This is a genomic window from Erythrobacter sp. SN021, from assembly GCF_021864455.1.
The window spans coordinates 534,901-559,328 of record NZ_JAKKUW010000001.1; the positions used below are offsets into that span (position 1 = coordinate 534,901).

Sequence of the window (24,428 nt, forward strand, 5' to 3'; positions counted from 1 at the left end):
TGAAGAAGAGGGGGCTTTTAGCTCCGGCCAACTCCGTTTAAGGCCCACCCATGAACTGGTTCACTCGCGTACGCAATTCGATCACCTCGCTGTCCAAGCGCAGCACCGACAAGGACCTGTGGGTCAAGTGCCCTAGCTGCCAGCAGATGGTGTTCGCGCAGGAATATGAAGAGAACGCCTTCGTTTGCCCGCGCTGCGACCATCATGGCCGCATCGGTGCGGACGAGCGCCTGCGCCAACTTCTCGACGAGGGTTATGAGGTGCTCCCCATTCCCAATGTGAAGGAAGACCCGCTCAAGTTCCGCGATACGTCGAAATACACCGACCGGCTCAAGAAAGCGCGCGCCAAGAGCCCGCATAAGGATGCCTTCCTCGTCGGCTCCGGTGCGATCGAGGGCAAATCCGCGGTCGTGGGCGTGCAGGATTTCGGTTTCATGGGCGGTTCGATGGGCATGGCGGTGGGCACCGCCTTCTGTCAGGGCGCCGAACGCGCGCTGACGCGCCACTGCCCCTATATCGTGGTGACCGCAGCGGGCGGCGCACGGATGCAGGAAGGCATTCTCAGCCTGATGCAGATGCCCAAGGCTACGGTGATGACGCGCCGCCTGAAGGAAGCGGGTCTGCCCTACATCGTCGTGCTGACCGACCCCACTACGGGCGGTGTCACCGCCAGCTACGCCATGTTAGGCGATGTCCACATAGCCGAACCGGGCGCGCTTATCGGCTTTGCCGGCCAGCGCGTTATCCAGGACACGATCCGCGAGCAACTGCCCGACGGTTTCCAGCGTGCCGAGTATTTGCACAAGCACGGCATGGTCGACATGGTGGTGCACCGCCACGACCTTAAGGATACGCTGTCGACCTTGCTCGACTATCTCGCCCCTGCCGAGGCTGCCTGAGCCGCATCATGCGGGACTTCGCCCGCTCCGATCATCCCGCCGTCCAAACCCAGCTCGACCGGCTGGCGACGCTCTCCGTGCCCGACGGGCGGCTTGGCCTGGAGACCATTGGCACGCTGCTCGACCGGCTCGGCAATCCACATCACGAATTGCCGCCGGTGTTCCATGTCGCCGGGACCAACGGCAAGGGATCGACCTGCGCCTTTCTGCGCGCAATGCTGGAAGCGGAAGGGTATGCGGTCCATGTTACCACAAGCCCGCATTTGGTGCGCTATAACGAACGCATTCGGCTTGCAGGCGAACTGATCGAGGACGATCGGCTGGCGGATTTGCTATGCGAAGTGCTCAATATGGGCGAGGATCTCAATCCGAGCTTCTTCGAGATTACGATTGCCGCCGCATTCACCGAATTCGCGCGCATTCCCGCCGATGCCTGTGTGGTCGAAGTCGGCCTCGGCGGGAGGTTCGATGCGACCAACGTGCTGGGTCCCGATGTCCTCCTCGCCTGCGGCATTGCAGCGCTTGGGATCGATCACGAACGGTTCCTCCTCGCGCCCGAGGAGGGAGTACCCATCGCCCCCATGGCGCGCATCGCCTTCGAGAAGGGCGGGATCGCGAAATCCGGCGTCCCTTTGGTGGTCGCGGGCGGCTATCCAGCGGAAGCGCTTGCCGCGATCCGGGAGCAGGCGGATAAGGTGTCGGCACCTCTGTTCGAGGCGGGTCGGGACTGGTTTGTCGATACGTTGCAGGGCGGGCATTATCGCGACCGGGAGGGTCGCTTCGAACTGCCTCAAATGTCTCTTCCCGGCGCGCATCAATATCGCAATGCGGGCCTGGCCGCAGCTATGCTGCGCCATCAGAAAAGCTTGCCGATCACCGAGCAATCCCTGTGCTCAGGGATGCAGAAAACGATCTGGCCGGGCCGCCTGCACGCCCTTTCGCAGGGGCCGCTGACCGCGCTGGTCGCAGAACGGCCTATCCTTCTGGACGGGGGCCACAATCGCAGTGCGGGCGAAGCGATCGCGGGCTCCCTGGACGGGCAGTTCCATCTCGTTCTGGGGATGCTGGCCAATAAGGACCCGCGCGCACTGCTGGATCCCCTGGAAGGCCGGATTCGGACGCTTCAGGTGGTCCCCGTGCCCGGCCATGATAGCCATCCGGTGGACGCATTCGGTCCGGAGGCCCGTGCCGCCGCTGGTATCGAGAATGCGCTACGCGCCATCGCGGCGGATGATTATCCGGTTCTCATCGCGGGCTCGCTGTACCTGGCGGGAGAAGTGCTACGGCTGAACCACGAGATGGTGTCCTAAAGGCGCCTGGCCCCCTGCGCCCAGCTTCTGGCCTCGTTTTCGATCTTGGCAGCCTCCTGCTCGAGAATCGACGCGGCATTCTTGCGCGTTTCGAAAATCGTCGTGTGCGACAACGGCTTTTCGAAGACGATGCCGATATGGGCACCCTTGCGCCAGATGACGGTGCCAAAGGCTTCGAAACGCAGCCAGACAAGCAGACAGTCCTTCGCGAAAGCGTCGTCGTTCGGCAGGAGGACGTGCGCGCCACCTTGCGAGATGTCGACGATCTCGACCCTCAAGCGCGCGTCGAGCGTCTCAAGGGTGGCGGGCACTCCGAGAACCAATCGCGCATATTGGCGGTCATCCATATCAGCGTTCTGCGCACCCTCTGTCATGGGAATCGATTCTAGAGATCAATGGTTACCGCGAACTTGCCGCGCAGCTCGCTGGACTACGCAAGTCACTCCGCAGGCAGGGCTTCCCCCGCCTCGGGCGCGACGATCCCGGCCGCCAATTTGGACCTGCTCTCGCGGATCCATTCCAGAATGCACAACACCACCGCGACGATGCCGATCAGCGCGGTGAAGATGAAGACGAAGTAATATCCACGATCCTCGATCATCTGCCCGAGAGCGCCTCGGCCAAGCGTCCCGACGAGCAGGGTGAGGCTGGCGAGCAGGGCATATTGCACCGCAGCATAGCGCTTCGCCACGATGCTCGACAGCCAGGCGATATAGGCCGCCCCCGCGATCCCGATAGCAAGGTTTTCCCAGAAGATCGTGAAGGTCAGCCGCGCCAGCCCTTCGGATTCCGGCATCTGGAACACGCCCGCAATGAAGTTCACCAAGGCGGTGAAGCCAATGGCGTCACTGGCCGCCTGCATCGTCCCGCCGCCAATGGCGAGATCCGCGTAAAGCAAGTTTGTGGCGGCAGCCAGCGCCGCCCCCAGTGTGAGCGTGAACATCCTGCCCATGACGGTGATGATCCAGCCGCCCAGTGCCAGGCCGAGGATGATGGCAAATACGCCGAAGAACTTGGAGGCAAAGGCCACTTCGTCCCCGGTGTAGTTCAGCTCCCCGAGATAGAAAGGATAGGCGAAGACACCCCAAATCGAATCGCAGATACGGTAGGTCAGCACTAGCGCCAGGATCAACACGAGCGACCAGCCCATACGCCCGACGAACTCGACCAAAGGCAGCACGAGCGCGCGGTAGAGATGGTCGGTGAACTTGACCGTGTGCCCTGCCCCGACCCCGGGGGCGGCGGTAATTACATTGGTGCCATCGCGCTTCTGCTTGGCGACCCATGCGGCGATGAACGCCGGGAGAACCACTGTAGCGATGACGATAAGCGGACCGTAAGTGGTGGTGAACTGGGTCACATCCGGGCGCGCGCCGGGGGCCGCCGTCATGGATCGCACCATAAAGACCACGACCGTGCCGATCGCCCACGCCCACAGCAGGCCGACCGCCAAGAGCGCACGATTACGTACCTTCTCGGTGATCTCGCCCATATTGTATAGCTCGGCCACCTCTTCCTCATTGGCCGCCACCAATGCTGCGGATCGCTTGGCAACGTTCGCATCCGGCGCGAACAGGCCGGCAATGCCGATGGCCAGCATGATCGCGCCCATGATCACATAGGTCTGCGGCCAGCCGATCCTCTCTGCGATGATAAGGCCCAAAGCGCCTCCGATCAGCGCTGCGAGGCGAAAGCCCATCTGGGTGATGGTGGAAAGGATGTCGAGCGTCGCCTCCTCGTCCGCCACATCGATGCGCCATGCGTTGATGGCGATATCCTGCGTCGCGCTGGCGAAAGCTCCGATGGCCGCCAACAGGCTGAACCAGCCGAGTGCCGACTTGGGATCGAGGAAACTCATTACCAACAAGGCGATGCCCACGATCAGCTGCATGGGCGCGATCCACTGCTTGCGCTTGCCCAGCTTCCGAAGACCGGGAATATCGACCTTGTCGAGCAGCGGCGACCAGAGGAACTGGAAAGCATAAGCCAGCCCGACCAGCGAGAACACGCCCATGGTCTCCAGATCGATCTCTGCCTCGCTGAGCCAGGCATAGAGCGTTCCGAGAAACAATGCGGGCGGCAATCCCTGCGCAAAGCCGAACAGGGCCATATAGCCGCTCTTGGGGTTTTTTAACGAACGGACAAGCGTACGCCAGCCAGGTTTTTTCTTCGTCGCGACCGCTGCGTCTGCCATTCCCTAGCGTCCTTCCGTTTGCGCCGGTTTTTTGCGACACTAGCCGGGAGAGAGAGCGAGGAACAGGCGTCATGAGCGCTGTCGACACCAAACAATCTACCCACCGTCCGACCGATGGCATGCTCGCGCTGGCGCGGGACATCGCCGAGGGTCGGAAGCGTGACGCCGCCGAAGCCAGTACCGTGCCAACGCACGTCTATACCGATCCTGAATACTGGGCGCGCGAGAAAGCCGCGATCTATGATCGGCTGCCGCAGATCCTGTGTCCTTCGGCGCTTCTGCCCGATCCGGGCATGGCAGTACCGCACGATGCAACGGGCCGCCCCCTACTGATCACGCGCGATGCGCAGGGGCTGGCGCATGTTTTCCTGAATGTCTGCCGTCATCGCGGCACACGGCTGGTCGAAGGCCATGAGGTGCAGTGCGGCAAGAAACTCGTTTGCCCCTATCACGCGTGGACTTATGCGGTGGACGGGCGCCTGCTCGCGCTCCCCCGTGCCGATACCTTCCCTGGCCTCGACAAAGGAGATTATGGCCTTGTCGAGCTGCCCAGCAGGGAAACCGGCGGGCTGATCTGGTTCTGCCCGAAAGAGGGCCATACCGACTTCTCCTTCGCCGAAGAGATCGGCGCGGATTTCGATGCGTTGGGCATGAGCGATCAGGTCCTGTTCCGCCGCAAGACCCACGAAGTCGCCGGAAATTGGAAGCTGATCATGGATGCTTTCCTGGAAAGTTACCATGTGACGCGGCTCCACGCGAAGACCATCGGACCGTTCTTCAAGGACGGGGCCACCAGCGGCGATATGATCGGCCCCCATGCGCGCAGTGCGGTTGGGCGGCTTGAGGATATGGAGAGCGTCGACCTGACCGACATGGCCGCGCTGCGAAGGGTGGTGACCTATGCCTATCAAATGCTTCCCGGTGCATTGGTCATTCCCAGCCCCGACTACATAAACGTCATGGTTATGATGCCCCAGGCCCATGACCGCACGTTAGTCGAAGATTTCATGTTGATTCCGGAACATCCCGCCACCGAAAAGGCGCGCGACCATTGGGAACGCAGTTGGGCGCTCCTGGACGGCGGGGTCTTCGCGAGCGAAGACTTCCGCGCAGCCGAACTCGGCCAACAAGGGCTTGCGACGGGGGCGATACCCCATCTCACCCTCGGCACCATGGAAGGCGGCATCCGTCGCTATCACGAGACAGTCGAAGAAGCCTTGCGGGCGGCAGGTTGAGCGCCTAGCTGCGGCCCCATGGCCGATAAGCGATTACCCGAGGAAGGCGACCGGATCGCCAAGTTGCTGGCCCGTGCAGGCGTTGCCAGTCGGCGCGAGGTCGAGCGCATGATTGCCGATGGACGCGTGGCGATCGGCGGCAAGGTGCTGGACACGCCGGCGGTCAAACTAACCAGCCTCAACGGCGTTACGGTTGATGGCAAACCAGTCGGAAAGCCGGAAGAAACACGCCTGTTCGCATTTCACAAGCCTGCTGGCATGCTCACCACCGAACACGACCCCAAAGGCCGCACGACGATCTACGCCGCCTTGCGCAACGCTTTGCCCAACGATGCCGGGCGCGTGATGCCGGTAGGTCGGCTCGACTACAACACCGAAGGCCTGCTGCTGCTCACCAATGATGGCGAAATGAAGCGGGCCATGGAACTGCCCTCTTCAGGTGTACCGCGCACATACCGTGCCCGTGCATTCGGAGACGTAACGCAGGCCCAACTCGACGAATTGATCGAAGGGGTGGAAATCGACGGCATCCGCTATGGCCGCATCGAAGCGAATCTCGAACGGGGTTCGGGTCGCAACCGATGGATCGAATTGACTTTGCGCGAAGGCAAGAACCGCGAGGTCCGCCGTGTGCTCGAACATCTCGGCCTCGAGGTGAACCGTTTGCTGCGTATCGGCTACGGCCCCTTCCATATCGGCGACCTGCCGCGCGGGCAGGCGACCGAGTTGAAGCGCGGCGATGTGATGGGGTTCAAGCGCGAACTGGCGCGCGGTGGCCGAGAATGAGGATCGTCGCTGGCGAATGGCGCGGCCGCAAGCTGGCCGCACCATCGGGCGAACTGACCCGGCCGACCGCGGACCGTACCCGCGAGACGCTGTTCAACATGCTCAACAGCCGCTTGGGGAGCTTCGAAGGCCTTTCGGTGGTCGACCTGTTCGCAGGCTCAGGCGCGCTGGGTCTCGAAGCGCTGTCTCGCGGGGCAGCCTCCTGCCTGTTCGTCGAACAGGAAAGCACCGCGATCAAAGCGATCAAAGCCAACATCGAAAAGCTCGACGCGCGCACCCGGTCGACCGTTCAGCAAGCCTCGGTCATGGCGCTGGCGCCAGCCAAGCGGGCGCACGATCTCATCCTGCTCGACCCTCCATACGGTACCAGCGCGGGAGCCGTGGCACTCGACCGGTTGCTTCGTCTCGGTTGGATCGAGCGTTCTACCTGGATCGCATTGGAGACCGGCGCGAAGGATGCAGTGCAGGTCAAATCCCTGCACTGCGTTGCGGAACGCCGCGTCGGGAAGGCACGCCTATGGCTATTGCGCCTGGATCCCGACGCGGCTTGACGCGCCCTTAGCTGCGACCCCTGGGCTCGGGACTTTCGGGCGTGTCCGTTTCTTCCATCGGTTCCGGCGCCGGTTCGGGCGCGGACATATCCTGATCCACAGGTTTGGCCGCAGCGCGGCTCTCGATTGTCGACCAAGCTTTGGTGCGATCAGCTTCATCCATCGCGACCAAGACGCGCCGGTCGGCATCCCTCAAGCGGAAAAAGAGTTCCTGCCGCTCGGGCATGAGCGTCCAGAAATACTCTTGCGCATCGGCAGTCCAGCCATCGTAGGCCGCTTTGCGCTCGACCGGCCACGCCTCCATGGCGGCCGAATGGGCCGGTGTCTGATCGGTATTTTGGGCTTGCTCAGGCATGGGATGGCTTTGGACACCATGAGCCGGATCGGCCCCCACATCCTGCGCCATGGCCGGAATGCTGATGGTGGCGAGTTGGCCACCGACGATATACCAAAATGTCTTACGCATGGGATTCTCCTTGGAACCGAACATGCGCGACGAACGCGACCCTGTTACCCGCCCCATCGGGATGAACGGACGATGCAGGCCATGGGAAAAGCAAGCAATAGGACGGGGACATCCCCATCCCGCCCCGCAAACGCCTGAGCGTCAGACGTGACGATTTCGCGCCGGGATGAAAGCAGGATAGCTCGGCAAAGGCCAAAAAAGGAAAAGGGCGAGGCCGCCATGGCAGCCCCGCCCCCTCCAAGCGCCGCGCTCATACTTTCCAGGAAAGGAGCGCGAGCCGAAAGCTTGCTGGATTATCTGCCCGGCTTTTTCGCGGGCAGCTTACCCGGGATTTCGCTGGCGGGCTTACCAGGCCAGTATTCCAGCGGGCGATTGCCCGTTTTGTTCTTCGCCCAGCTATTGATGCAGCCGTCCTGCTGTTTGGCGCTGCACACCGGAAGGTTGTCACCAGAAGCAGACTTATAGCTTGGCGGGGTGGTCTGCGCTACCTCGCGGGCAACGAAACGCGGGGCCTGCGTATTGGCGTTCGCGGCAGCGGTAGTAGCCGTGGTAGCCGTTTCGTTCGCATTGGCGTTTTGCGCAACGGCGGGGGCAGCGGTGAAAGCAAGCGCGGCAGCGCCTGCGGCCATCAATTTGTGCATCGGAGAACTCTCCATTTCGGTTTCCTACGCGCATAAATACGCAAGAGCGGGGTGGAGGGTTCCGAGGCGCCTCTTGCGCGCCGCACAGGTGTTCCCTACCTGTTCACTCAGACTATGACTTCCGAAATTGCCCCTGCAACCGCACCGGAAAATGCCCGGATTCCCACCTATGCGGAGCGTTTGAACGAGCCTCAGAGAGAAGCCGTTCTCACCACGGAGGGGCCAGTCCTGATGCTCGCTGGCGCCGGCACAGGCAAGACTGCGGCGCTTACCGCAAGGCTGGCCCACCTGATCGCAACACGCCGCGCATGGCCCAGTGAAATCCTCTGCGTCACCTTTACCAATAAAGCGGCGCGCGAAATGCGCGAGCGTGTGGGACGTCACATCGGCGATGCAGTCCAAGGGATGCCCTGGCTCGGCACTTTCCATTCGATCGGCGCGCGAATGTTGCGCCGCCATGCCGAACTTGTGGGGCTCGAAAGCAACTACACCATCATCGACACCGACGACCAGTTGCGCCTTCTCAAGCAACTGATTCGGGAAAACGATCTCGACGAAAAGCGCTGGCCTGCGCGCCAGCTCGCCGGGCTGATCGACCGCTGGAAGAATCGCGGCCTCAATCCAGGCGATCTCGATGCGGTGGAGAACGAAGCCTATGCCAATGGCCGTGGCACGCAGTTCTACAAGCTCTATCAGGACCGGCTGAAAACGCTCAACGCCTGCGATTTCGGCGACCTGCTGCTGCACATGCTGAACATTTTCCGCCAGCATCACGACGTGCTCAGCCAGTACCAGCAGCGCTTCAAATACATTCTCGTCGACGAATATCAGGACACCAACCAGGTCCAGTATCTGTGGCTGCGCCTGCTTGCCCAGACCCGCAAGAATATCTGCGTGGTGGGGGACGACGACCAGTCGATCTATTCATGGCGCGGCGCAGAAGTCGCCAATATCCTCAAGTTCGAAAAGGATTTTCCGGGCGCGGCGGTGATCAAACTGGAGCAGAATTACCGCTCCACACCTCAGATTCTCGCTGCCGCCTCGGGCCTGATCGACGCCAATAGCGAACGGCTCGGCAAGACCTTGTGGACCGAACTGCCGGCGGGCGAGAAGGTGCGCATCATCGGCATATGGGATGCTCCCGAAGAAGCGCGCCGCATCGGCGAGGAAATCGAACGGCTCGAATCGGAAGGTGCGCCGCTGGACGAGGTCGCGATTCTCGTGCGGGCGCAATACCAGACGCGCGAATTCGAGGACCGCTTCATCCAGATCGGGCTCAACTACAGGATCGTTGGTGGTTTCCGCTTCTACGAACGGGCCGAAATCCGCGATGCGCTGGCGTATCTGCGCACCATTGCCCAGCCCGCCGACGACCTAGCGTTCGAACGCATTTACAATCAGCCCAAACGCGGCCTCGGGGCGAAGACGCTGGAGGCGATGCGCCGTCATGCTCGCCGTATGCAAGCTCCGCTCGCAGCCGCCAGCCTCGATCTGTGCGAAACCGACGAGCTACCGACGCGGGCAAGGAACAGCCTTGTCGGCCTGCTCGGACAGTTCGTGCATTGGCGCGAGATGGCGGAGACAGTCACCCCCTCGGAGTTGCTGCGCACCGTCCTCGCCGAAAGCGGTTACGATGAAATGCTCCAGAAGGACCGCAGCCCCGAAAGCGCAGGCCGGCTCGAAAACCTCACCGAACTCGCCCGTGCGATGGAAGAATACGAGACGCTCGGCGATTTCCTCGAACATGTCAGCCTGGTGATGGATAACGACCGCGCCGACGATGGCGAAAAGGTCACTATCATGACCATGCACGCGGCCAAGGGGCTGGAATTCGACCACGTTTTCCTGCCCGGCTGGGAAGAAGGCGTTTTCCCCAGCCAGCGGTCCATCGACGAAGGCGGGCTCGCCAGCCTCGAGGAAGAACGCCGCCTCGCCTATGTCGCGATCACGCGCGCCAAACGCCGCTGCACGATCCTGCATGCGGCGAACAGGCGCATCTACGGGCAATGGACCAGCTCGATTCCCAGCCGTTTCATCGAGGAACTGCCCGAAGAGCAGATCACGAGCGAGACTACCATGACCGGCGGCGCCTCTTTGTGGCGCGCCAACTGGACCGAGACCGAAGACCCCTTTGCCCATGTTTCGTCGAATCGTCCCGACCGCTCCGGAGCACGCGGTCCTGGCTGGCAGCGTGCGCTATCCACCGGTTATGACGCGACACCCAAACGCCTGGCCGAGCCCGGGCGCAGCGCCGCCAGCTTCGCTGCCAAGCCGCGCAGTGATATCGCCATCGGCGCGCGCGTGTTTCACGACAAGTTCGGTTATGGATGCGTCACCGGCCAGGAAGGCAACAAGCTGACGATCGAATTCGAAAAGGCGGGCGAGAAACGGGTGCTCGACAGTTTCGTGAAGCTGGCCGACTAGAAGCAACGGACGCAGGGCATATGCGCCCGCGCCGTGAGCGATACGAACTCAGGTTGCGGAAATATCGAGGAAGGCCGGCTTAGGCCCGTTCCATTCGCCCGCTGCGACCGGCGCATCATCGTCATCGCGGCGCTTGCGCGGTTCGCCCTTGGGCTTCGTTCTGCGTGCGGGCTTCTCGCGAGGAGATACAGCCTCTTCGCGCGGCTCGGGGCGGCGCTTGGGTTCGTCTTCCCGTTTCGCTTCCTGCTCCACCAGATCGACCCTGACATCGTCCTTGCCGAAAACCTTGATTGTGGCTCCGGTCAGCGTCTCGACATTGGAAATTGCTTCCGCGTCTTCTTTCGCGACGAATGTGAAGGCGCGGCCCTTGGCCCCTGCCCTGCCCGTACGACCGATGCGATGGACATAATCGTCGGGATGCCAGGGGGTGTCGAAATTGAAGACGTGACTGACACCTTTGATGTCGAGCCCCCGCGCGGCGACATCGGAAGCCACCAGAATATTGATGTCGCCCGCTTTGAAACGATCCAGTTCCTTCAACCGGTTCGACTGATCCATGTCACCGTGAATCTCACCGCTGCGGAAGCCGTGCCGCTGGAGGCTCTTATTGAGCTCGCGCACGGTGGTTTTGCGATTGGCGAAAACGATCGCGGTTTCCACATGGTCGTGGTTGAGCAGCCAGCGCAGGGTCTCGCGCTTCTGGCGGCTCTGTACCGGAACCTTGAAGGTCGTGATGTCCTTGTTCGTGGTGGCAGCCCGGCTGACTTCGATCCGATTCGGGTTCCTGAGAAACTTCTTCGCCAGTTTTTCGATCGGCGGGGGCATGGTTGCCGAAAAAAGCATGGTCTGCCGCGCTTCGGGAAGCTTGGAGCAGATGAATTCGATATCGGGAATGAACCCCATGTCGAGCATCCGGTCGGCTTCGTCGATGACGAGCAGTTCGCAGCCATTGAGCAGGATCTTTCCGCGCTCGAACAGGTCCATCAGGCGGCCCGGCGTGGCAATCAGGACATCGACCCCATCGTTTAGCGCCTTGACCTGATCGCCCATCTGCACGCCGCCGATCAGCAGCGCGAGCTTGAGATCGTGATTCTTGCCATATTTCTCGAAATTCTCGGCAACCTGCGCCGCAAGCTCGCGGGTAGGTGCGAGTATGAGCGAGCGCGGCATCAGCGCGCGGCGGCGCCCGCTGGCCATGATGTCGATCATGGGCAGCACGAAACTGGCCGTCTTGCCCGTTCCGGTTTGCGCGATACCGATGATGTCCTTCATCATCAGCACCGGCGGAATCGCTTCGCGCTGGATGTCGGTCGGCTGCGTATAGCCGGCTTCGCTTACTGCCTTGAGCAAGTCTTCGGAAAGGCCGAGATCGGCGAAAGTCATGCGGTTCGAAACTGTCCCTGGAATAATGGCCGACCCTAACCTGCGCGTCCGCAATATCGGCTCGTCGCGCCCTTTGCCGGAAATGCCGGAAAAGTCAAGGAAACGGCACGCAGGCCGTCTCAGCGATCCCGGTTGGAGGTCACGAGGCGATTGAATTTCGATATCCGGCACCTGGCCCCGGCGCGGGACATCAAGCGATCGCGATCGACGCACAATTTCCCGTCATCGCTGCGTTCGACATAGAAGCCGAGGTAGAAATCCCGCGGACTGCAGGCCTTCTCAAGCTTCGCAGTGATGATCTGCCGATCGCGGAGATAGATGACCAATCGGCTACCCCGGTCCGAAACTCCGACGATTTCGCTGGCATCGAGGCATTTTCCGTGCGGGCGCTCCACAAGGCGAGGCGCAGCCGCCCGAGGTGGAAGTTGCGCGAGCAGGTCGCGGCGCGTGTTACCGGGCTGCGGGCTGATCCTCAGAATGACGCGGCGCTCTATCCGTACCTGGCGGGAAACCGGCACCTTACGACCGTCCTCGAACCCTGGCAAAACCACGCCCGATGCCGAGAGCGCCTCGACGTCAGGACGACCGTGCCGCGCAACATCCGCGTGAGGGACGCCCGCACGGTCCTCAAGGCCCTGGGGCGAGCCCAATGCGACCAGCATGGCAATGAGGGGGGACGGAAAGGGCATGGGCCTTGTTTGGAACGCTCCTCGACCGCAGTTCATTACGTGCGGGAAATCATATGCGTACCATTTGCGCCCCCACGCTTGAATACGGGCTTAATTGTTTGTCTCCGATTGGCAAGTGGTGGCGTCGGGGCGGTAAGCTGTGGCAGGAATACCGCAAATGACCGACTCAGCCCTCTTCCGCAGTGCCGCCATCGACCTTCTTGGACCACGCGGCTTCACCACCGATCCGGAACTGGTCGATCCCTGGCTGACCGACTGGCGCGGACGCTATACCGGCGCCGCCATGGGGCTCGCTTCACCCGCGACAACCGCGCAAGTCAGTCAATTCGTCCAACTTTGCGCCGAACATCACGTGCCGATCGTGCCGCAAGGGGGCAATAGCGGTATGTCGGGCGGCGCTACTCCCGACGCAAGCGGAACGAGCATACTCCTGTCGTTGCGCCGGATGAACACCATCCGCGATCTCGATGTCGATGCGGCCCAGCTTACCTGTGATGCAGGCGTTGTCTTGCAGACGCTGCATGAGGCAGCATCGGCGCAAGGGCTGCGCTTTCCCCTCACCCTTGGCGGCAAGGGATCGGCAACCATTGGCGGCCTGATTTCGACCAATGCGGGTGGAACCCAGGTCTTGCGCCATGGGACCATGCGTGCCCAGGTGCTCGGCATCGAAGCGGTGATGGCGGACGGGCAAATATTCTCCGGCCTCGTCCCGCTCAAGAAGGACAATCGGGGTTTCGATCTCAAGCAATTGCTGATCGGCTCGGAAGGAACCCTGGGTATTGTGACCGGTGCGACGCTTCGATTGCTGCCGGCAATTGCGGACCGGCGCGTCGTCTGGGCCGGCTTGAAAAGCATCTCGGCAGCGCGCGATCTGCTGCGTCATTGCGAGAACACGGCGGGATCGGCGCTCGAAGGATTCGAGGTTCTGCCCGCACATTGCCTCGAATCGGTGGTGGCGTATCTGCCCGATGCCCGCGCTCCGCTGGCCGAGAACCACGCCTGGCATGCGCTGATCGAGGTAGTCACCGAAGATCGCGAATCGGAGCACCTGGACCAGATCGTGGAACAGATGTTCGAAACCGCAATGGAACGCGGTCTAGCCGAAAATGCCGTGGTGGCCGCCAATGAAGCGCAGGCCGAAGCCTTCTGGCATCTGCGCGAAAGTATCTCTCCGGCAGAACGCGCGATAGGCCCGGCAATGCAGCACGATATCTCGGTTCCGGTGGCCCGGATGCCCGAATTCATCGAAACAGCCACGCCGCGGATCGAGAACCGGTTTCCCGGAACACGCGCGGTTGGCTTCGGCCATCTCGGTGACGGGAATATTCACTATCACGTTCTCGCCCCCGCCGACGCCATTCGCGGCGCATGGGAAAATGCGGAAGGCAAGGCGATAAGCGCCTATGTTCACGATCTAGTGACCGAATTCGGCGGTTCGATAAGCGCAGAGCACGGTATCGGACAGATGAAACGCGACGAACTTGGCCGTCTGGGCGATCCCGTGGCGCTTGGTCTGATGCGTGTCATCAAGCGAGCAATGGATCCGCAGGGGATACTCAATCCGGGTAAGCTCGTGCCGCTTGCACCAGGGGCCGCAACGCCGTAAAGCGCCCGCTTCGTGCGGATGTCCATCGGGCCTGCCGCTCAATTCAATCGAATTTCGGAGAGATCCATGGCCAGCGCGCCGCAGCCCAATCTGCCCCTGTTCTTCAAAGACCTGATGCCCCTCAACAGCAAGGACCACGCGAATTATCGCACGCGTCCGATGGCCAAGGCCCCATGGCTGGCGAAGCAGCACGCCGTTCCCCTGACCGTCGACGAATTCGTCCAGGCTCAGCGCGATATGCCGATCGTTTTTTCGACCGGTTCGGACCCTGTTCCCCTTGCGCTGATGGGGCTGAACGATGGCGTCAACACCTTCGTCGACGATGAGGGCGTTGTTACCGAACAGGTTTACATCCCCGCCTATGTGCGCCGGTATCCCTTTATGCTGGCCCGACTGAAGCCCGATGCCGACGAACTTTCGCTGTGTTTCGACCCCACCGCCGACAATGTCGGTGAATTCGACGATGGTCAGGCGCTGTTCGAGAATGGTGAGGCGAGCGAAGGAACCAAGCAAATCCTCGAATTCTGTGAGCAGTTCGAGCATGCCGGGCAGCGGACGCAGCAGTTCATGAAAGAACTCAAAGACCACGATCTGCTGATGGAAGGCGAAATCGCGATCACCGAACAGGGCAACGACAAGCCCTTCGTCTATCGCGGATTCCAGATGATCAATCAGGAAAAGCTTCGCGAACTGCGCGGCGATCAGCTCCGCAAATGGACGGAAAACGGGCTCCTGCCGCTGATCTGGGCGCAGATATTCTCGATGGACATGATGCGGACCATTTTCGGTCGCCAACTCCAGCAGGGCAAGGTTCCGCAGCCCGATGCCGCGACTGCCGGTGTTCCGACCGCTTAATCGCTTTATTCCGGGCGCGCGGCGACCTTCCTGCCGCGCGCCCTTTTTCGGTACGCTTCGTACCTTGGTGGCGACGGCGGCCTTCGCCCTGTCCGGCCCAGTGGCGGCAGAGGGCGATGCGGAGCAAACGGCCCGAGAGCCCGCTCCGCTCGAGATTTTCCAACGCCGCGAGGAACGCCTCTTCCGGGTTGGATATCGACTGGCCACGGCCAATGCTCCGTTCTGTGCCCAGGCCGTCAAGGTTTCCGGCCTGCTGATTCACGATGCCGATAGCTACGGCGATCCGAACGCCGTGCGTGCACAGTTCCAACTGACAGGCGACCTTGGCGTTCAGGCCGTGGCGCCCGGATCACCGGCTGCTGCGATGGGCATCGCTCAGAACGATACGATCCTGTCCATAAACGGAAAATCCATCCTCGGCGATTGGCCCAAAACGGACCCACGCTGGCAGCGCGCCTTCGCCATTCGCGATGCGATGGACGCAGCACTCGCCCTTGGACAGGTCGAGATTTCGTTCCAGCCTCTGGGCGGCGAGCAGCAAACCGCCCGGATCGCCGGCGTGGATGCCTGTCCCACGCGGTTCGAACTCATCGATTCCAAGAAGAACGCCGCGGCCGATGGCAAGCGGGTTATGGTCGGGGAGAATTTTCCGGGTTTCGCATATGACGAACCGTCTTTCGCAGCCGCGATTGCGCATGAGATGGCACACAATATCCTTCGTCATCCGCAGACGTTCGGAGATATCGGCTGGAAGCGCAGGCTGGTACGCCTTTCGGAACGCGACGCCGACCGGTTGATGCCGTGGCTGCTGCACAATGCGGGCTACGATCCACGCGCTGCCATCCGCTTCATGCGAAGCTGGGGGCCGAAGCATGGTGGCTGGATTTTCCGCAAGCGCACCCATGATGGATGGGACGAACGCGTCGAATTCATCGAAGCGGAACTACCCAAGATCGAACGGGCAAGACAGTTGAATGGCGACGGTCTGGCCGATTGGAAGACACATTTCTCGAGCGATCTCGAAAAGGAACTGGCCAGACGACGGACCGCCCCCTAAATCTCGACACGATGTGAGAAGTAGCCAAGGTCCTTGTGCGAGGACGGCACTTTTCCGATCCGGTTATGGCAATCGAGGGGTTGGAGTTTGTCGACTATCGTTCCAGTCGTTTTGTGCGGTGGCAGCGGCACCAGGCTGTGGCCAAGAAGCCGTGCCGCGAAACCGAAACCCTTTATTCCCCTGCTGGGCGATGAAACGCTGTATCAGTCCACATTGGCGCGGTGCTCCGACCGGAAACTGTTCGCAAGACCCGTGATCGTGGTGGGCGACAAACACCTGCAATTCGCGCAGCAGCAAGCGTCCGAAATTGCCCCGGACGCGAAATTTATCGTCGAACCGGTCGGCCGGAACACGGCACCGGCGATAGCTCTCGCGGCGCTCGCGCTCGATGCGGACGATATCATGTTGGTGTGCCCAAGCGATCATCACATAGTGGATGCGCGAGCCTTCGAAGCCGCCGCCCGCGCCGCCGCGGGATTGGCCGCTGAAGACTGGTTGGTTTCGTTCGGTATTCAGGCGACCGCACCGGAAACCGGTTATGGATATATTCGCCGCGGCGAGGCCGTCGGAGACGGTTTCAGGGTCGAGCGATTCGTAGAGAAGCCGGACCTCCAGACGGCCCTCCAGTTCATTGCGGACGGTGGATACGCATGGAATGGCGGAATATTCGCTTTTCGGGCGGGGCGATTTCGTGAGGAACTGGCGAGGCATCGGCCGGATATGGCCGCGCGAACCAAGCAGGCTTTCGATAGGGGGCAGCACGCCGATACGACCATCCGGCCCGACGATGCCCTTTTCGCCGCCGTCGAGGGCGAATCGGTGGACTATGCGATCATGGAGAATACCGATCACGCGGCCATGGTGGATGTGTCCATGGGCTGGTCCGACATCGGCAATTGGGATGCTCTATTCCAGAAGCGCCTTTCCCCTTCGCAGGAGAACGTCATCGCCGGACCTGGCGAGATCATCGGCGCCAGGGGCTCGATGATCGATAGTGACGGCCCTCATGTGACCTTGGTCGGGGCCGACGATATCGTGGTGGTCGTCAACGGCGATGACGTCTTGGTCGCGGCACGCAGCGCGGTTCAACGCGTAGGCGAAGCAAGTCGGTGCAAGAAGCAGTGATCCGCAAGCTGCCCAGCACGTTCGTCGACAAAATCTGGGGCGTCGACCGACTGCCCGCCCCCTTCCCCCATCCGTCACAGAACCGGATCGGCGAAGTGTGGTTCGCCCCCCCGGATGAACTCGACGAGTTGCTGGTCAAGTATATATTCACCAGCGAAAGACTGTCGGTTCAGGCTCATCCCGATGATCGCCAGGCGCAGGGCATGGGGTTGGGAAGCAAGGGTAAAAGCGAATGCTGGGTTATCCTGGATGCCGAACCCGGCGCGACCATAGCCGTTGGATTTCGCGATGAAATAACCCCGGAAGAAATGCGCGCTTCAGCTCTCGATGGAACCATCGTGGATAAGCTCGTCTGGCACGAAGTCCGGGCGGGTGACGTCTTCTATATACCCGCGGGCACGGTGCATGCGATAGGTGGCGGCGTCAGCCTGATCGAGATACAGCAGAATTCCGATATCACGTTCCGCCTGTTCGATTACGGCCGTCCGCGCGACCTGCATCTCGACCAAGCGGTCGAGGTCGCCACGACGGGCCCCTATCCCGAACAGTTGCGGACGAGGATGGGGAACGATGCCGGACTCCTCGTGGATGGCCCGCATTTCCGCCTGCACTATTGGCGCGCGCAGGGTTCTATGCCCCTCCCCAAGCTCGGCCAGTCTCCCTCGCTGCTCATTCCCTTTTCCGGAGAAGTCTCGTTTGAGGGCGAAACGCTCGGCGCCGGAGACTGCGCTTTGGCCTCGGCAATCCACGACAAGTCAGTTTCGGGTGATGGCCTCTTGTTGATCGCCCAGGCTCGCTACTAATTCGGAAAGCTGCTGCGATCCGCTCCCTTTTTGCGCCGAGCCGTGGCTTGGCGCCTGTGTCGTCAACCTTGAAACCCAGACGTTCCAGCCCCATTTCCTTCAGTGCCCGGTTGCGCTTTCCCTCATGGCGCTTCCGGCAAATGCACGCGAGTGCATTTCCTCCCTGAACCTTGGCCACCCCGCGTTATCGACGCGGGGTGGTTTTTTCTTACTCCGCCGCTTGGACCATGTGGCTCAGGCGTCCCATGGAAGTGACCTCGGCCCCCAAGGTGTCCACCAGGCCCGTAAGCAGCTTCGCTATCGCCCCTAATCGCGCACTCGGCTGGTCGAGCCGGGCATCGAGATAGGTGCTGCGACAGACTTCGATCTGCAGCGCATGGATACCCCGAGCCGTCTGTCCATAGCGGTCGAGCACGTACCCGCCGGAATAGGGACGATTGTGAGCCACTCTCCTTCCCTGATTGCCGAGGTAACGGATCGCGAGATCGACGAGCCCGGGATCGCAGGATGCGCAAAATCGGTCTCCGATCACGAACTCTGCCGGTCGGTCCTCAGCGTGGGCCTTCTTGAGGGGAGGCATGGAGTGAAGATCGACCAGCAGCGCCACGCCCCAGTTGTCGCGGAGCCGCTCCAGTTCCGCGGCCAGCGCGGCATGATAGGGAACGTAGATTGCCTCGATCCAGGCATCCAGTTCCGCCTTGGCCAGGGGACGCTGCCTGATTTCACCCATTCCGGGAATACGCCGCGGAACCAGACCGAGGCCGCTACGCGACCGGCGATTGGCCAGCGAGTGCCGCACTCGGCCAGGCTTTGCACCACGGACCATGCCCCAGTCGACATCGTCGACCGATCGGTTGAGATCGATCATCGCTCGTGGAGCTTCGGCCAGAAGCAGGCTGGAAGATGTCGCCTGCGCGACTGGTCGCGCCACTGCATCGATATAGCGGTCTTCCAGTCGCAGACGAGTTTGCTCGGGATCGCGCAAACAAGCCAACACGTCGTCCGGGTAGGAGCGTCCGCCATGGGGCGCTGCAACCAATATGGGGATGGACGGCTTCCCTTGCCGCCACAGCCGGTAGGATGGCCCTTGCCGCCCGGGAATCGCACCGCCCGACAAATGTTCGAAATGTTCGAAATCGGTCATCGCGCCTGCTTGTCCTTCGTCCACCGGCACATCGTCGGTTGCGCCCCCCGATTAATCAAGTCGGGATTTGTTTCGTAGCGGGCCAAGCTACGCCTTGGTCCAGCGCTTCCTGCGGCAGCAGGGTACACACGCTCATCTAGCAGGTTCGGCCCGGCATGCGCGTTAACACTGCTTGTTTCGGATACATGCTTTTTTAAAACGCCCGGAGTACATAGAGCCCATGACGGAAACACCGACTCAGCGAATCTTGCTAGCCGAGGATGACGACGCAATGCGCGTCTATCTCGAGCGTGCGCTCGTCAATGCCGGATATTCGGTCGATTCGGTCGATCGTGGAACCGACGCGATACCCTTGCTCGAAGGCGCGCAATACGATCTGCTGCTTTCGGATATCGTAATGCCTGAAATGGATGGCATCGAGCTCGCTCAGCGATGCAACGAGGTAAGTCCGCACACGAAAGTTATGTTCATTACCGGGTTCGCAGCCGTGACACTGAAAGCCAGCCGCGAGCAACCGCATGCCAAGGTGCTGTCGAAACCCTTCCATCTGCGCGACCTCGTGCTGGAAGTAGAACGCGTGCTCGACGAACGGGTGAGCGCGAGTTTGCAATAAGTCCGCAATAGGGTCTTGCGTGGTTATCCAAGCCCCGCTAAACGCCCGCCTGCCCCACGAAGGGGCGCCCGATGGTGTGGGCGTATAGCTCAGTGGTAGAGCACTATGTTGACATCGTAGGGGTCCCAAGTTCGAACCTTGGTACGCCCACCATCGAAGCCTTTCGAGGCAGCAAAAAGCCCGCCGAATCGGCGGGCTTTTTTATGGTTCGAATCGGTTTGATACCTGAGGCAATTGGCACGCCGACACCGTTCAAAAGGGCCAGGCTGGATATCGGAGGGTGCCATAAGCCGGCAATTGATCGGAGGCTCTTATGCAAACGGAGATAGGTAACCGGGCACAACACGCCGAAGAGCGTCGTCTTCACGCTGAAGTCTGAAACGCATGCACTCGCGACCGAGGCGGGACACCACTCGCTGGCTGATCGCGCACCCATTGGCTGACCAAAGACCGATCGGCATTCCGTCCTCCATCGAGAACAACGTGCAATGAAGCCTGAATGCAGCCTTGCCTAGGTTCCCATCGGCGATAGGAACTTACCAATCAGTTGCGGATACCGACCGATCTGATTTTCGCATCAAGCGCAGAACGTCCCGACCAAGCCCTAGCTTCTATGATCAATTCCATGAACGAGCAGAATGCAGGCAAATTCTTTACTTCGAATTCGCGACCCAAATCAGCAAGGTTTTGATCGAAGATCATAAATTGGCGCGCACCGCCACAATAAAGACTGACGTCTATATCTTGCAATGCTTGATCCGACTTGATCTCGTGCTCGACACTAAACACAAAGGGGGCGTCGGGAGTCTTTATGAAACGTCGAGCCACGACGCCTCCTTCACCGGGTTTAGCCGATATTTCCAGCTCCGCTGAATTTCGACTTGGTTGAGCCCGGAGACCTGCCCGATCGGTCAATTTCCAATCGAAAGGCGGATACGTCGTAATCCAATCGAGCTCTCCGTCGTCTTCGCCGGATTGACCTTCCTCTCCCAATCGCTTGTAGAATTCGTAGGCGGCATCGAGTTCATCTTCGCGCACGAGATTTCTAAGAAGAGTCTGGTCCAGTTCTTGATCTTGGAATGGGACTCGCTTGCGCAATTCAACGAGGTTTAAAAGTGCCGCAGGTTGCCTTACCGCATAGCGGAAGAAAGCTTCATGCCACAGCGATGTGCCGTCGAGAATTCGAGCGAATTCGTCGACTGCCCCTTCTCTTACAAAGACTGGCAGTAATGTCGGAAACAGCTCGGGGGATCGTGAAGGTCGGACACGCAGAATCCGGTCCAACGTCGCGATGGCTCCCGGATAGTCCTGGTTGGCTACTTGTCCTTGAAGGACAACCGCTTGGAGCCTCGAGTTCCTTCGATTCAATCCCGCGGCAAGGCTCACGATGTCCGACCGAACCTTCTCATTCTGTTCGGCCAACGCAAGGATTGCATGCGCATCCGGGCTAAGGGGTTCACTCCGGTACGCCGCCAGTGCCCTATCTTTGGCTCTGGGTGCTCCAAGCTGCGTGGCGTCATCCCCTTCGGCTGCCGAAATGAAGATCAAGGTCGCGAGTTCTTCCTGAGCCGGACCGTTCAGTGGGAACAGCGACAATGCAGTGGCGGGTGCCTTGCGCGTCAAGGCAAGACCCGCAGATTGTGCCGCAAGGCCAATCGCAAGCGCCAAACCGACTATTGCCGAGAGAATTAGACGGAGTGGGCGTGCCGGCTTCATGGTCTCGAGCAGGTCGTTTAAACCTGTTCCTCGCGTTTATCTTCCCCGTAGCCATAGCCGTAACCGTAGCCATAGCCGTAACCATAAGCGGAGTTCTTCTGGCTCACCTTGGTAACTATTGCCCCAAGCACCTGCGCACCCGAGCGACGCAGGCGATTGATCGCATTCTCGATGCCCCTGAGCTTGATCCGCTCTGCCTCGATCACGAAGATTACGCCATCCACAACTTTCGACATTTCGACCGCATCGGCCAAAGCCAACATTGGAGCCCCGTCGATTAGGACCTGATCGTAGGTCGCCCTGGCAGTCTCTACAATCTCAGCAAATCTCTCACCTGCCAAAAGCTCCACCGGGTTCGGCGGAGTGCGCCCCATAGGCAAAAAGTCGAAGCCAAATTGGTCGAGCGTGACAATCTGAGACGACATGTCAGTCTCTTGATTGGCCAATAGAGGAACCAGCCCGCCTTTCTCATAGCCATGCAGACTTAGGGTGTCCCTTAGCTTTGAATTGCGCAGGTCGGCATCGATCAACAAGGTACGCTTCCCCAATTGCGCAAAGCTGGCGGCAACCCCGGCGGATGAGATGCTCTTTCCTTCTGCAGGCACCGAGGAAGTTAACATGAGGACCTGCGGCGCCCCTTTTGGCGTCAGGAAGCTCAAATTTGTTCGAACCGTCGTGTACGCTTCATTGATCTCAGAAGAACGTTCCGTGAGGCACTCGACCAAGTCGCCATTCGTCTCGCGAGGAATGGCGCCCAACAGAGGCAGGCCAAGACGTCTGCGCACATCTTCGGGATCCTGCAAAGTCTGGCTAAGGGTAACCTTCAGATAGACCACTGCCATTGCCAGGGCCACGCTCCCGATGAGCGCGAACAGAAGGTTAAGCAGCAGCGAGGGGGCATATGGCGAGCCCGGTTCATCAGCCAAATCGATGATTTGAATGTTGTTCTCACCAGCACCAGATGCTTCCAGTTCTTTAAAGCGCTGAAGCAACGCATCGTAGATCTGGCGGTTGGTCTCGACTTCGCGCTTCAGGATCCCGTAACGAATTCCCTGACCCTGTTGCCCGAGAAAGCGCTGCTTCGCCTGCTCGACCTGTTCGCGCAGTTGTGCTTCTCTGACTCTGGCCGACCGAAGAAGATCCTGTGCACCTCCCGAAATAGCAGCACGAAGCGAATTCACCTCGGCCCGCTTTTCCTGAACTTGCGGATAATCCGGACCGAAATTCGAACGAAGAACCGCCAGCTCGGCCTCGGCCGTGCTCAGGTTCGTCAGCAATTCGTTGCGGGGGTCCGTACTGGGAAAATTGCCGCCGACAACCGCCGCTTGAGCATTGATACGATCCGCAACGGCTGCAGCCAAGGCAGTGTTGAGCGCCTGCAGATCGGCGCCAATCAAGGTCTGGGCTGCCGATTCGGAACCCGATTGCTCACCTGCGCTGAGTACAAGAATCCCGTTCGCATTTGCATACTCTACGAGTTCCTGCTCCGATCGAGCCAGGCGCTCCCGAAGTTCTGCAATCTGCCTTTGGAGGAACTCTCTCGCCTCGATGTTTGCACCAAAGCGCTTTTCGTAGTTTGCCGCCACGAACTCCTTGACCCACAGATTGGCAATTTCGGCCGAAACGACTGGGTCAGGACTGGAGAATTTCACATCCACCAGACTCGACTGTGTAATCGGACTGATACTTATATTGTTGAACAGTATCCCTTCGATCTTCGCCTCAAGATCGGCGCCGTCCTCAAGTGCGAACGCATCACGAAATGCTTCGTCGCGAGTCAGGTTGCCGGCCTCCACGACCCGCTTGGCCATGAAATTCGACACAAGCAGCTCGTACTGGGTATTGAGGTATTGGAGTTCGGAAACCTTGCTATCGACGTCGAGAGAATCAAGATTGGTCACATCGGCCGTAACCTGCGAAACTTCGAGGCGCGCGCTCGCTTGATAGAGGGGCGTGGCCAGCAATGTAACGAGAACGCCCAGCAAAATGCCAAGCGCAACGATACCAGCAAGCCAGTACTTTAGGCTGACGGCCTCGTGCCAATAGCGCTCGACATCGAGAGCAAACGAACCGTTGCCGTCGACATTGTCGGTAAGAGCATATCCATCATCTTGCCTGGCAAGCTCGGGCGAACCAAGATTAAGAGTGTTCAACGTCCGATCCGATCAATCAAAATGGCAGAAGTCGAAAGTAGCGGAGCAAATCGTAAAATACTATCCAGACGCCTTCGACTTGGCGAATCCCCAACAATGACGATATCGTTGGAGTAGACGGCGGGATCTCCATAATTTCCGCGCTGAATAGCCTGGATATTATACGCGCCAATATAGCGCTGACCATCTACCGTTCGCAGAACCAGGACATCGTCCAGCTTGGCATATTCCGCGAGACCCCCCGCTTGGTTGACGACACGCAGAAGCGTTTGCCGGCCAAGGACCGGATACTCCCCCGGCTTATTGACCTGCCCCCCCACAGAGACTGTGGGCAGGGGAAGCTCTGACGGAATCACTCTTACTTGTGGATTGAGAAGATACCGCCCCTCGAGAACTCTAGCGATCATTTCTGCGGCATCGCTGGGCGCAAGGCCATTGAGATCGAGAATGCCTACGAGCGGGAAGGTGATCCGTCCCTGACCGTCCGTGAGGTAGGTACCGCTCAGACGCTCCGCCCCCACGACGTCCACCTCCAACCTTTGTTGCGGACCGATAACATAGAGATTTTCAACACCTGGCGCTGGCAATTCTTCGAGCTCTGCAATCTCGATATCCGGCGCCCCGCCATAGCTTCGATCCGTAGCACATCCCGACAAAACGAGGACGAGCGCGAGGCCACTTATGACCGCTCTGAATTTCTTCACCGAGTTGATTTTCTTCATGATGAGCGCCTCAGCGCAACTCCGAAACGACGACAGCTATCAAGGCACACGGTTTT

22 protein-coding genes and 1 tRNA gene are annotated in these 24,428 nt (G+C 60.3%); 13 read left to right on the top strand and 10 right to left on the bottom strand.

What is annotated here, in order from left to right:
- The first annotated feature begins 50 nt into the window (after window positions 1-50).
- Window positions 51-899, top strand: coding sequence for an acetyl-CoA carboxylase, carboxyltransferase subunit beta (gene accD, locus L5849_RS02600; RefSeq protein WP_236924256.1), 849 nt, complete (start codon window positions 51-53; stop codon window positions 897-899).
- Window positions 900-907: 8 nt separating this feature from the next.
- Complete coding sequence (locus tag L5849_RS02605) at window positions 908-2,209, top strand: folylpolyglutamate synthase/dihydrofolate synthase family protein (protein ID WP_236924258.1); 1,302 nt, start codon at window positions 908-910, stop codon at window positions 2,207-2,209.
- On the opposite strand, the gene L5849_RS02610 is transcribed toward L5849_RS02605, so the two are convergent.
- Entirely contained in the window at window positions 2,206-2,556 is a 351-nt protein-coding gene (locus L5849_RS02610; protein WP_236924259.1) for a PilZ domain-containing protein, read from the bottom strand. The genes L5849_RS02605 and L5849_RS02610 overlap by 4 nt on opposite strands.
- 92 nt (window positions 2,557-2,648) lie before the next feature.
- Window positions 2,649-4,403, bottom strand: a complete 1,755-nt coding sequence (locus tag L5849_RS02615) for an MFS transporter (RefSeq protein WP_236924261.1) — start codon at window positions 4,401-4,403, stop codon at window positions 2,649-2,651.
- Window positions 4,404-4,474: 71 nt separating this feature from the next.
- Here L5849_RS02615 and L5849_RS02620 point away from each other — a divergent pair, with 71 nt between their 5' ends.
- From L5849_RS02620 to rsmD, 3 genes are read left to right on the top strand one after another with little or no spacing between them, the layout of a single operon-like run.
- Entirely contained in the window at window positions 4,475-5,638 is a 1,164-nt protein-coding gene (locus tag L5849_RS02620) for an aromatic ring-hydroxylating dioxygenase subunit alpha (protein ID WP_236924262.1), read from the top strand.
- An 18-nt stretch (window positions 5,639-5,656) separates the two neighbouring features.
- The gene (locus L5849_RS02625) at window positions 5,657-6,424 is read left to right on the top strand and encodes a pseudouridine synthase (RefSeq protein ID WP_236924263.1); all 768 of its coding nucleotides are present in this window, start codon (window positions 5,657-5,659) and stop codon (window positions 6,422-6,424) included.
- Complete coding sequence (rsmD, locus tag L5849_RS02630) at window positions 6,421-6,975, top strand: 16S rRNA (guanine(966)-N(2))-methyltransferase RsmD (RefSeq protein ID WP_236924265.1); 555 nt, start codon at window positions 6,421-6,423, stop codon at window positions 6,973-6,975. Before L5849_RS02625 ends, rsmD begins: the two co-directional genes overlap by 4 nt.
- Before the next feature lie 7 nt (window positions 6,976-6,982).
- Here rsmD and L5849_RS02635 read toward each other — a convergent pair whose 3' ends face one another.
- Together L5849_RS02635 and L5849_RS02640 are read right to left on the bottom strand one after the other, a co-directional pair.
- Window positions 6,983-7,441: a hypothetical protein gene (locus L5849_RS02635; protein ID WP_236924266.1), complete on the bottom strand. Its 459-nt coding sequence runs from the start codon at window positions 7,439-7,441 to the stop codon at window positions 6,983-6,985.
- A 293-nt stretch (window positions 7,442-7,734) separates the two neighbouring features.
- Entirely contained in the window at window positions 7,735-8,082 is a 348-nt protein-coding gene (locus tag L5849_RS02640) for a hypothetical protein (RefSeq protein ID WP_115417001.1), read from the bottom strand.
- A 114-nt stretch (window positions 8,083-8,196) separates the two neighbouring features.
- Here L5849_RS02640 and L5849_RS02645 point away from each other — a divergent pair, with 114 nt between their 5' ends.
- The gene (locus tag L5849_RS02645; protein ID WP_255703743.1) at window positions 8,197-10,506 is read left to right on the top strand and encodes an ATP-dependent helicase; all 2,310 of its coding nucleotides are present in this window, start codon (window positions 8,197-8,199) and stop codon (window positions 10,504-10,506) included.
- A 48-nt stretch (window positions 10,507-10,554) separates the two neighbouring features.
- Here L5849_RS02645 and L5849_RS02650 read toward each other — a convergent pair whose 3' ends face one another.
- Both L5849_RS02650 and L5849_RS02655 read right to left on the bottom strand, forming a co-directional pair.
- Entirely contained in the window at window positions 10,555-11,889 is a 1,335-nt protein-coding gene (locus L5849_RS02650) for a DEAD/DEAH box helicase (RefSeq protein ID WP_236924270.1), read from the bottom strand.
- 119 nt (window positions 11,890-12,008) lie between these two features.
- Entirely contained in the window at window positions 12,009-12,578 is a 570-nt protein-coding gene (locus L5849_RS02655; RefSeq protein ID WP_236924272.1) for a hypothetical protein, read from the bottom strand.
- A 157-nt stretch (window positions 12,579-12,735) separates the two neighbouring features.
- On the opposite strand from L5849_RS02655, the gene L5849_RS02660 reads away from it, so the two are divergent.
- The 5 genes from L5849_RS02660 to L5849_RS02680 all read left to right on the top strand — a co-directional run bounded on the left by L5849_RS02660 (window position 12,736) and on the right by L5849_RS02680 (window position 18,024).
- Entirely contained in the window at window positions 12,736-14,184 is a 1,449-nt protein-coding gene (locus L5849_RS02660) for an FAD-binding oxidoreductase (protein WP_236924273.1), read from the top strand.
- 66 nt (window positions 14,185-14,250) lie between these two features.
- A complete protein-coding gene (locus L5849_RS02665; RefSeq protein ID WP_115417005.1) occupies window positions 14,251-15,039 on the top strand; it encodes a SapC family protein in 789 nt (262 codons plus the stop codon).
- Window positions 15,008-16,096 (top strand): PDZ domain-containing protein, encoded by a 1,089-nt coding sequence (locus tag L5849_RS02670; protein ID WP_236924275.1) that lies wholly within the window; start codon window positions 15,008-15,010, stop codon window positions 16,094-16,096. The genes L5849_RS02665 and L5849_RS02670 overlap by 32 nt, the downstream gene beginning before the upstream one ends.
- Before the next feature lie 87 nt (window positions 16,097-16,183).
- The gene (locus tag L5849_RS02675) at window positions 16,184-17,221 is read left to right on the top strand and encodes a mannose-1-phosphate guanylyltransferase (RefSeq protein WP_236924276.1); all 1,038 of its coding nucleotides are present in this window, start codon (window positions 16,184-16,186) and stop codon (window positions 17,219-17,221) included.
- Complete coding sequence (locus L5849_RS02680; RefSeq protein WP_236924278.1) at window positions 17,206-18,024, top strand: class I mannose-6-phosphate isomerase; 819 nt, start codon at window positions 17,206-17,208, stop codon at window positions 18,022-18,024. Before L5849_RS02675 ends, L5849_RS02680 begins: the two co-directional genes overlap by 16 nt.
- A 208-nt stretch (window positions 18,025-18,232) precedes the next feature.
- Here L5849_RS02680 and L5849_RS02685 read toward each other — a convergent pair whose 3' ends face one another.
- Window positions 18,233-19,168: an N-formylglutamate amidohydrolase gene (locus L5849_RS02685; RefSeq protein WP_236924279.1), complete on the bottom strand. Its 936-nt coding sequence runs from the start codon at window positions 19,166-19,168 to the stop codon at window positions 18,233-18,235.
- Between the two features lie 220 nt (window positions 19,169-19,388).
- Here L5849_RS02685 and cpdR point away from each other — a divergent pair, with 220 nt between their 5' ends.
- Window positions 19,389-19,781: a cell cycle two-component system response regulator CpdR gene (gene cpdR, locus L5849_RS02690; RefSeq protein WP_115417009.1), complete on the top strand. Its 393-nt coding sequence runs from the start codon at window positions 19,389-19,391 to the stop codon at window positions 19,779-19,781.
- A 78-nt stretch (window positions 19,782-19,859) separates the two neighbouring features.
- Window positions 19,860-19,934 (top strand) — tRNA-Val (locus tag L5849_RS02695).
- 390 nt (window positions 19,935-20,324) lie between these two features.
- Here the strand turns inward: L5849_RS02695 and L5849_RS02700 are convergent.
- The 3 genes from L5849_RS02700 to L5849_RS02710 are packed head-to-tail and all read right to left on the bottom strand — an operon-like array spanning window position 20,325 to window position 24,372.
- The gene (locus L5849_RS02700; RefSeq protein WP_236924281.1) at window positions 20,325-21,497 is read right to left on the bottom strand and encodes a hypothetical protein; all 1,173 of its coding nucleotides are present in this window, start codon (window positions 21,495-21,497) and stop codon (window positions 20,325-20,327) included.
- Window positions 21,498-21,514: 17 nt separating this feature from the next.
- Entirely contained in the window at window positions 21,515-23,650 is a 2,136-nt protein-coding gene (locus L5849_RS02705; protein WP_236924282.1) for a polysaccharide biosynthesis tyrosine autokinase, read from the bottom strand.
- On the bottom strand, window positions 23,647-24,372 hold the full coding sequence (locus L5849_RS02710; protein ID WP_236924284.1) for a polysaccharide biosynthesis/export family protein: 726 nt from the start codon (window positions 24,370-24,372) through the stop codon (window positions 23,647-23,649). Before L5849_RS02710 ends, L5849_RS02705 begins: the two co-directional genes overlap by 4 nt.
- Between the last annotated feature and the right edge of the window lie 56 nt (window positions 24,373-24,428).

Coding starts and splice junctions, on each gene's coding strand:
- accD (WP_236924256.1), top strand. CDS start 51: ATGAACTGGTTCACTCGCGTACGCAATTCGATCACCTCGCTGTCCAAG.
- L5849_RS02605 (WP_236924258.1), top strand. CDS start 908: ATGCGGGACTTCGCCCGCTCCGATCATCCCGCCGTCCAAACCCAGCTC.
- L5849_RS02610 (WP_236924259.1), bottom strand. CDS start 2,556: ATGGATGACCGCCAATATGCGCGATTGGTTCTCGGAGTGCCCGCCACC.
- L5849_RS02615 (WP_236924261.1), bottom strand. CDS start 4,403: ATGGCAGACGCAGCGGTCGCGACGAAGAAAAAACCTGGCTGGCGTACG.
- L5849_RS02620 (WP_236924262.1), top strand. CDS start 4,475: ATGAGCGCTGTCGACACCAAACAATCTACCCACCGTCCGACCGATGGC.
- L5849_RS02625 (WP_236924263.1), top strand. CDS start 5,657: ATGGCCGATAAGCGATTACCCGAGGAAGGCGACCGGATCGCCAAGTTG.
- rsmD (WP_236924265.1), top strand. CDS start 6,421: ATGAGGATCGTCGCTGGCGAATGGCGCGGCCGCAAGCTGGCCGCACCA.
- L5849_RS02635 (WP_236924266.1), bottom strand. CDS start 7,441: ATGCGTAAGACATTTTGGTATATCGTCGGTGGCCAACTCGCCACCATC.
- L5849_RS02640 (WP_115417001.1), bottom strand. CDS start 8,082: ATGCACAAATTGATGGCCGCAGGCGCTGCCGCGCTTGCTTTCACCGCT.
- L5849_RS02645 (WP_255703743.1), top strand. CDS start 8,197: ATGACTTCCGAAATTGCCCCTGCAACCGCACCGGAAAATGCCCGGATT.
- L5849_RS02650 (WP_236924270.1), bottom strand. CDS start 11,889: ATGACTTTCGCCGATCTCGGCCTTTCCGAAGACTTGCTCAAGGCAGTA.
- L5849_RS02655 (WP_236924272.1), bottom strand. CDS start 12,578: ATGCCCTTTCCGTCCCCCCTCATTGCCATGCTGGTCGCATTGGGCTCG.
- L5849_RS02660 (WP_236924273.1), top strand. CDS start 12,736: ATGACCGACTCAGCCCTCTTCCGCAGTGCCGCCATCGACCTTCTTGGA.
- L5849_RS02665 (WP_115417005.1), top strand. CDS start 14,251: ATGGCCAGCGCGCCGCAGCCCAATCTGCCCCTGTTCTTCAAAGACCTG.
- L5849_RS02670 (WP_236924275.1), top strand. CDS start 15,008: ATGCCGCGACTGCCGGTGTTCCGACCGCTTAATCGCTTTATTCCGGGC.
- L5849_RS02685 (WP_236924279.1), bottom strand. CDS start 19,168: ATGACCGATTTCGAACATTTCGAACATTTGTCGGGCGGTGCGATTCCC.
- cpdR (WP_115417009.1), top strand. CDS start 19,389: ATGACGGAAACACCGACTCAGCGAATCTTGCTAGCCGAGGATGACGAC.
- L5849_RS02700 (WP_236924281.1), bottom strand. CDS start 21,497: ATGAAGCCGGCACGCCCACTCCGTCTAATTCTCTCGGCAATAGTCGGT.
- L5849_RS02710 (WP_236924284.1), bottom strand. CDS start 24,372: ATGAAGAAAATCAACTCGGTGAAGAAATTCAGAGCGGTCATAAGTGGC.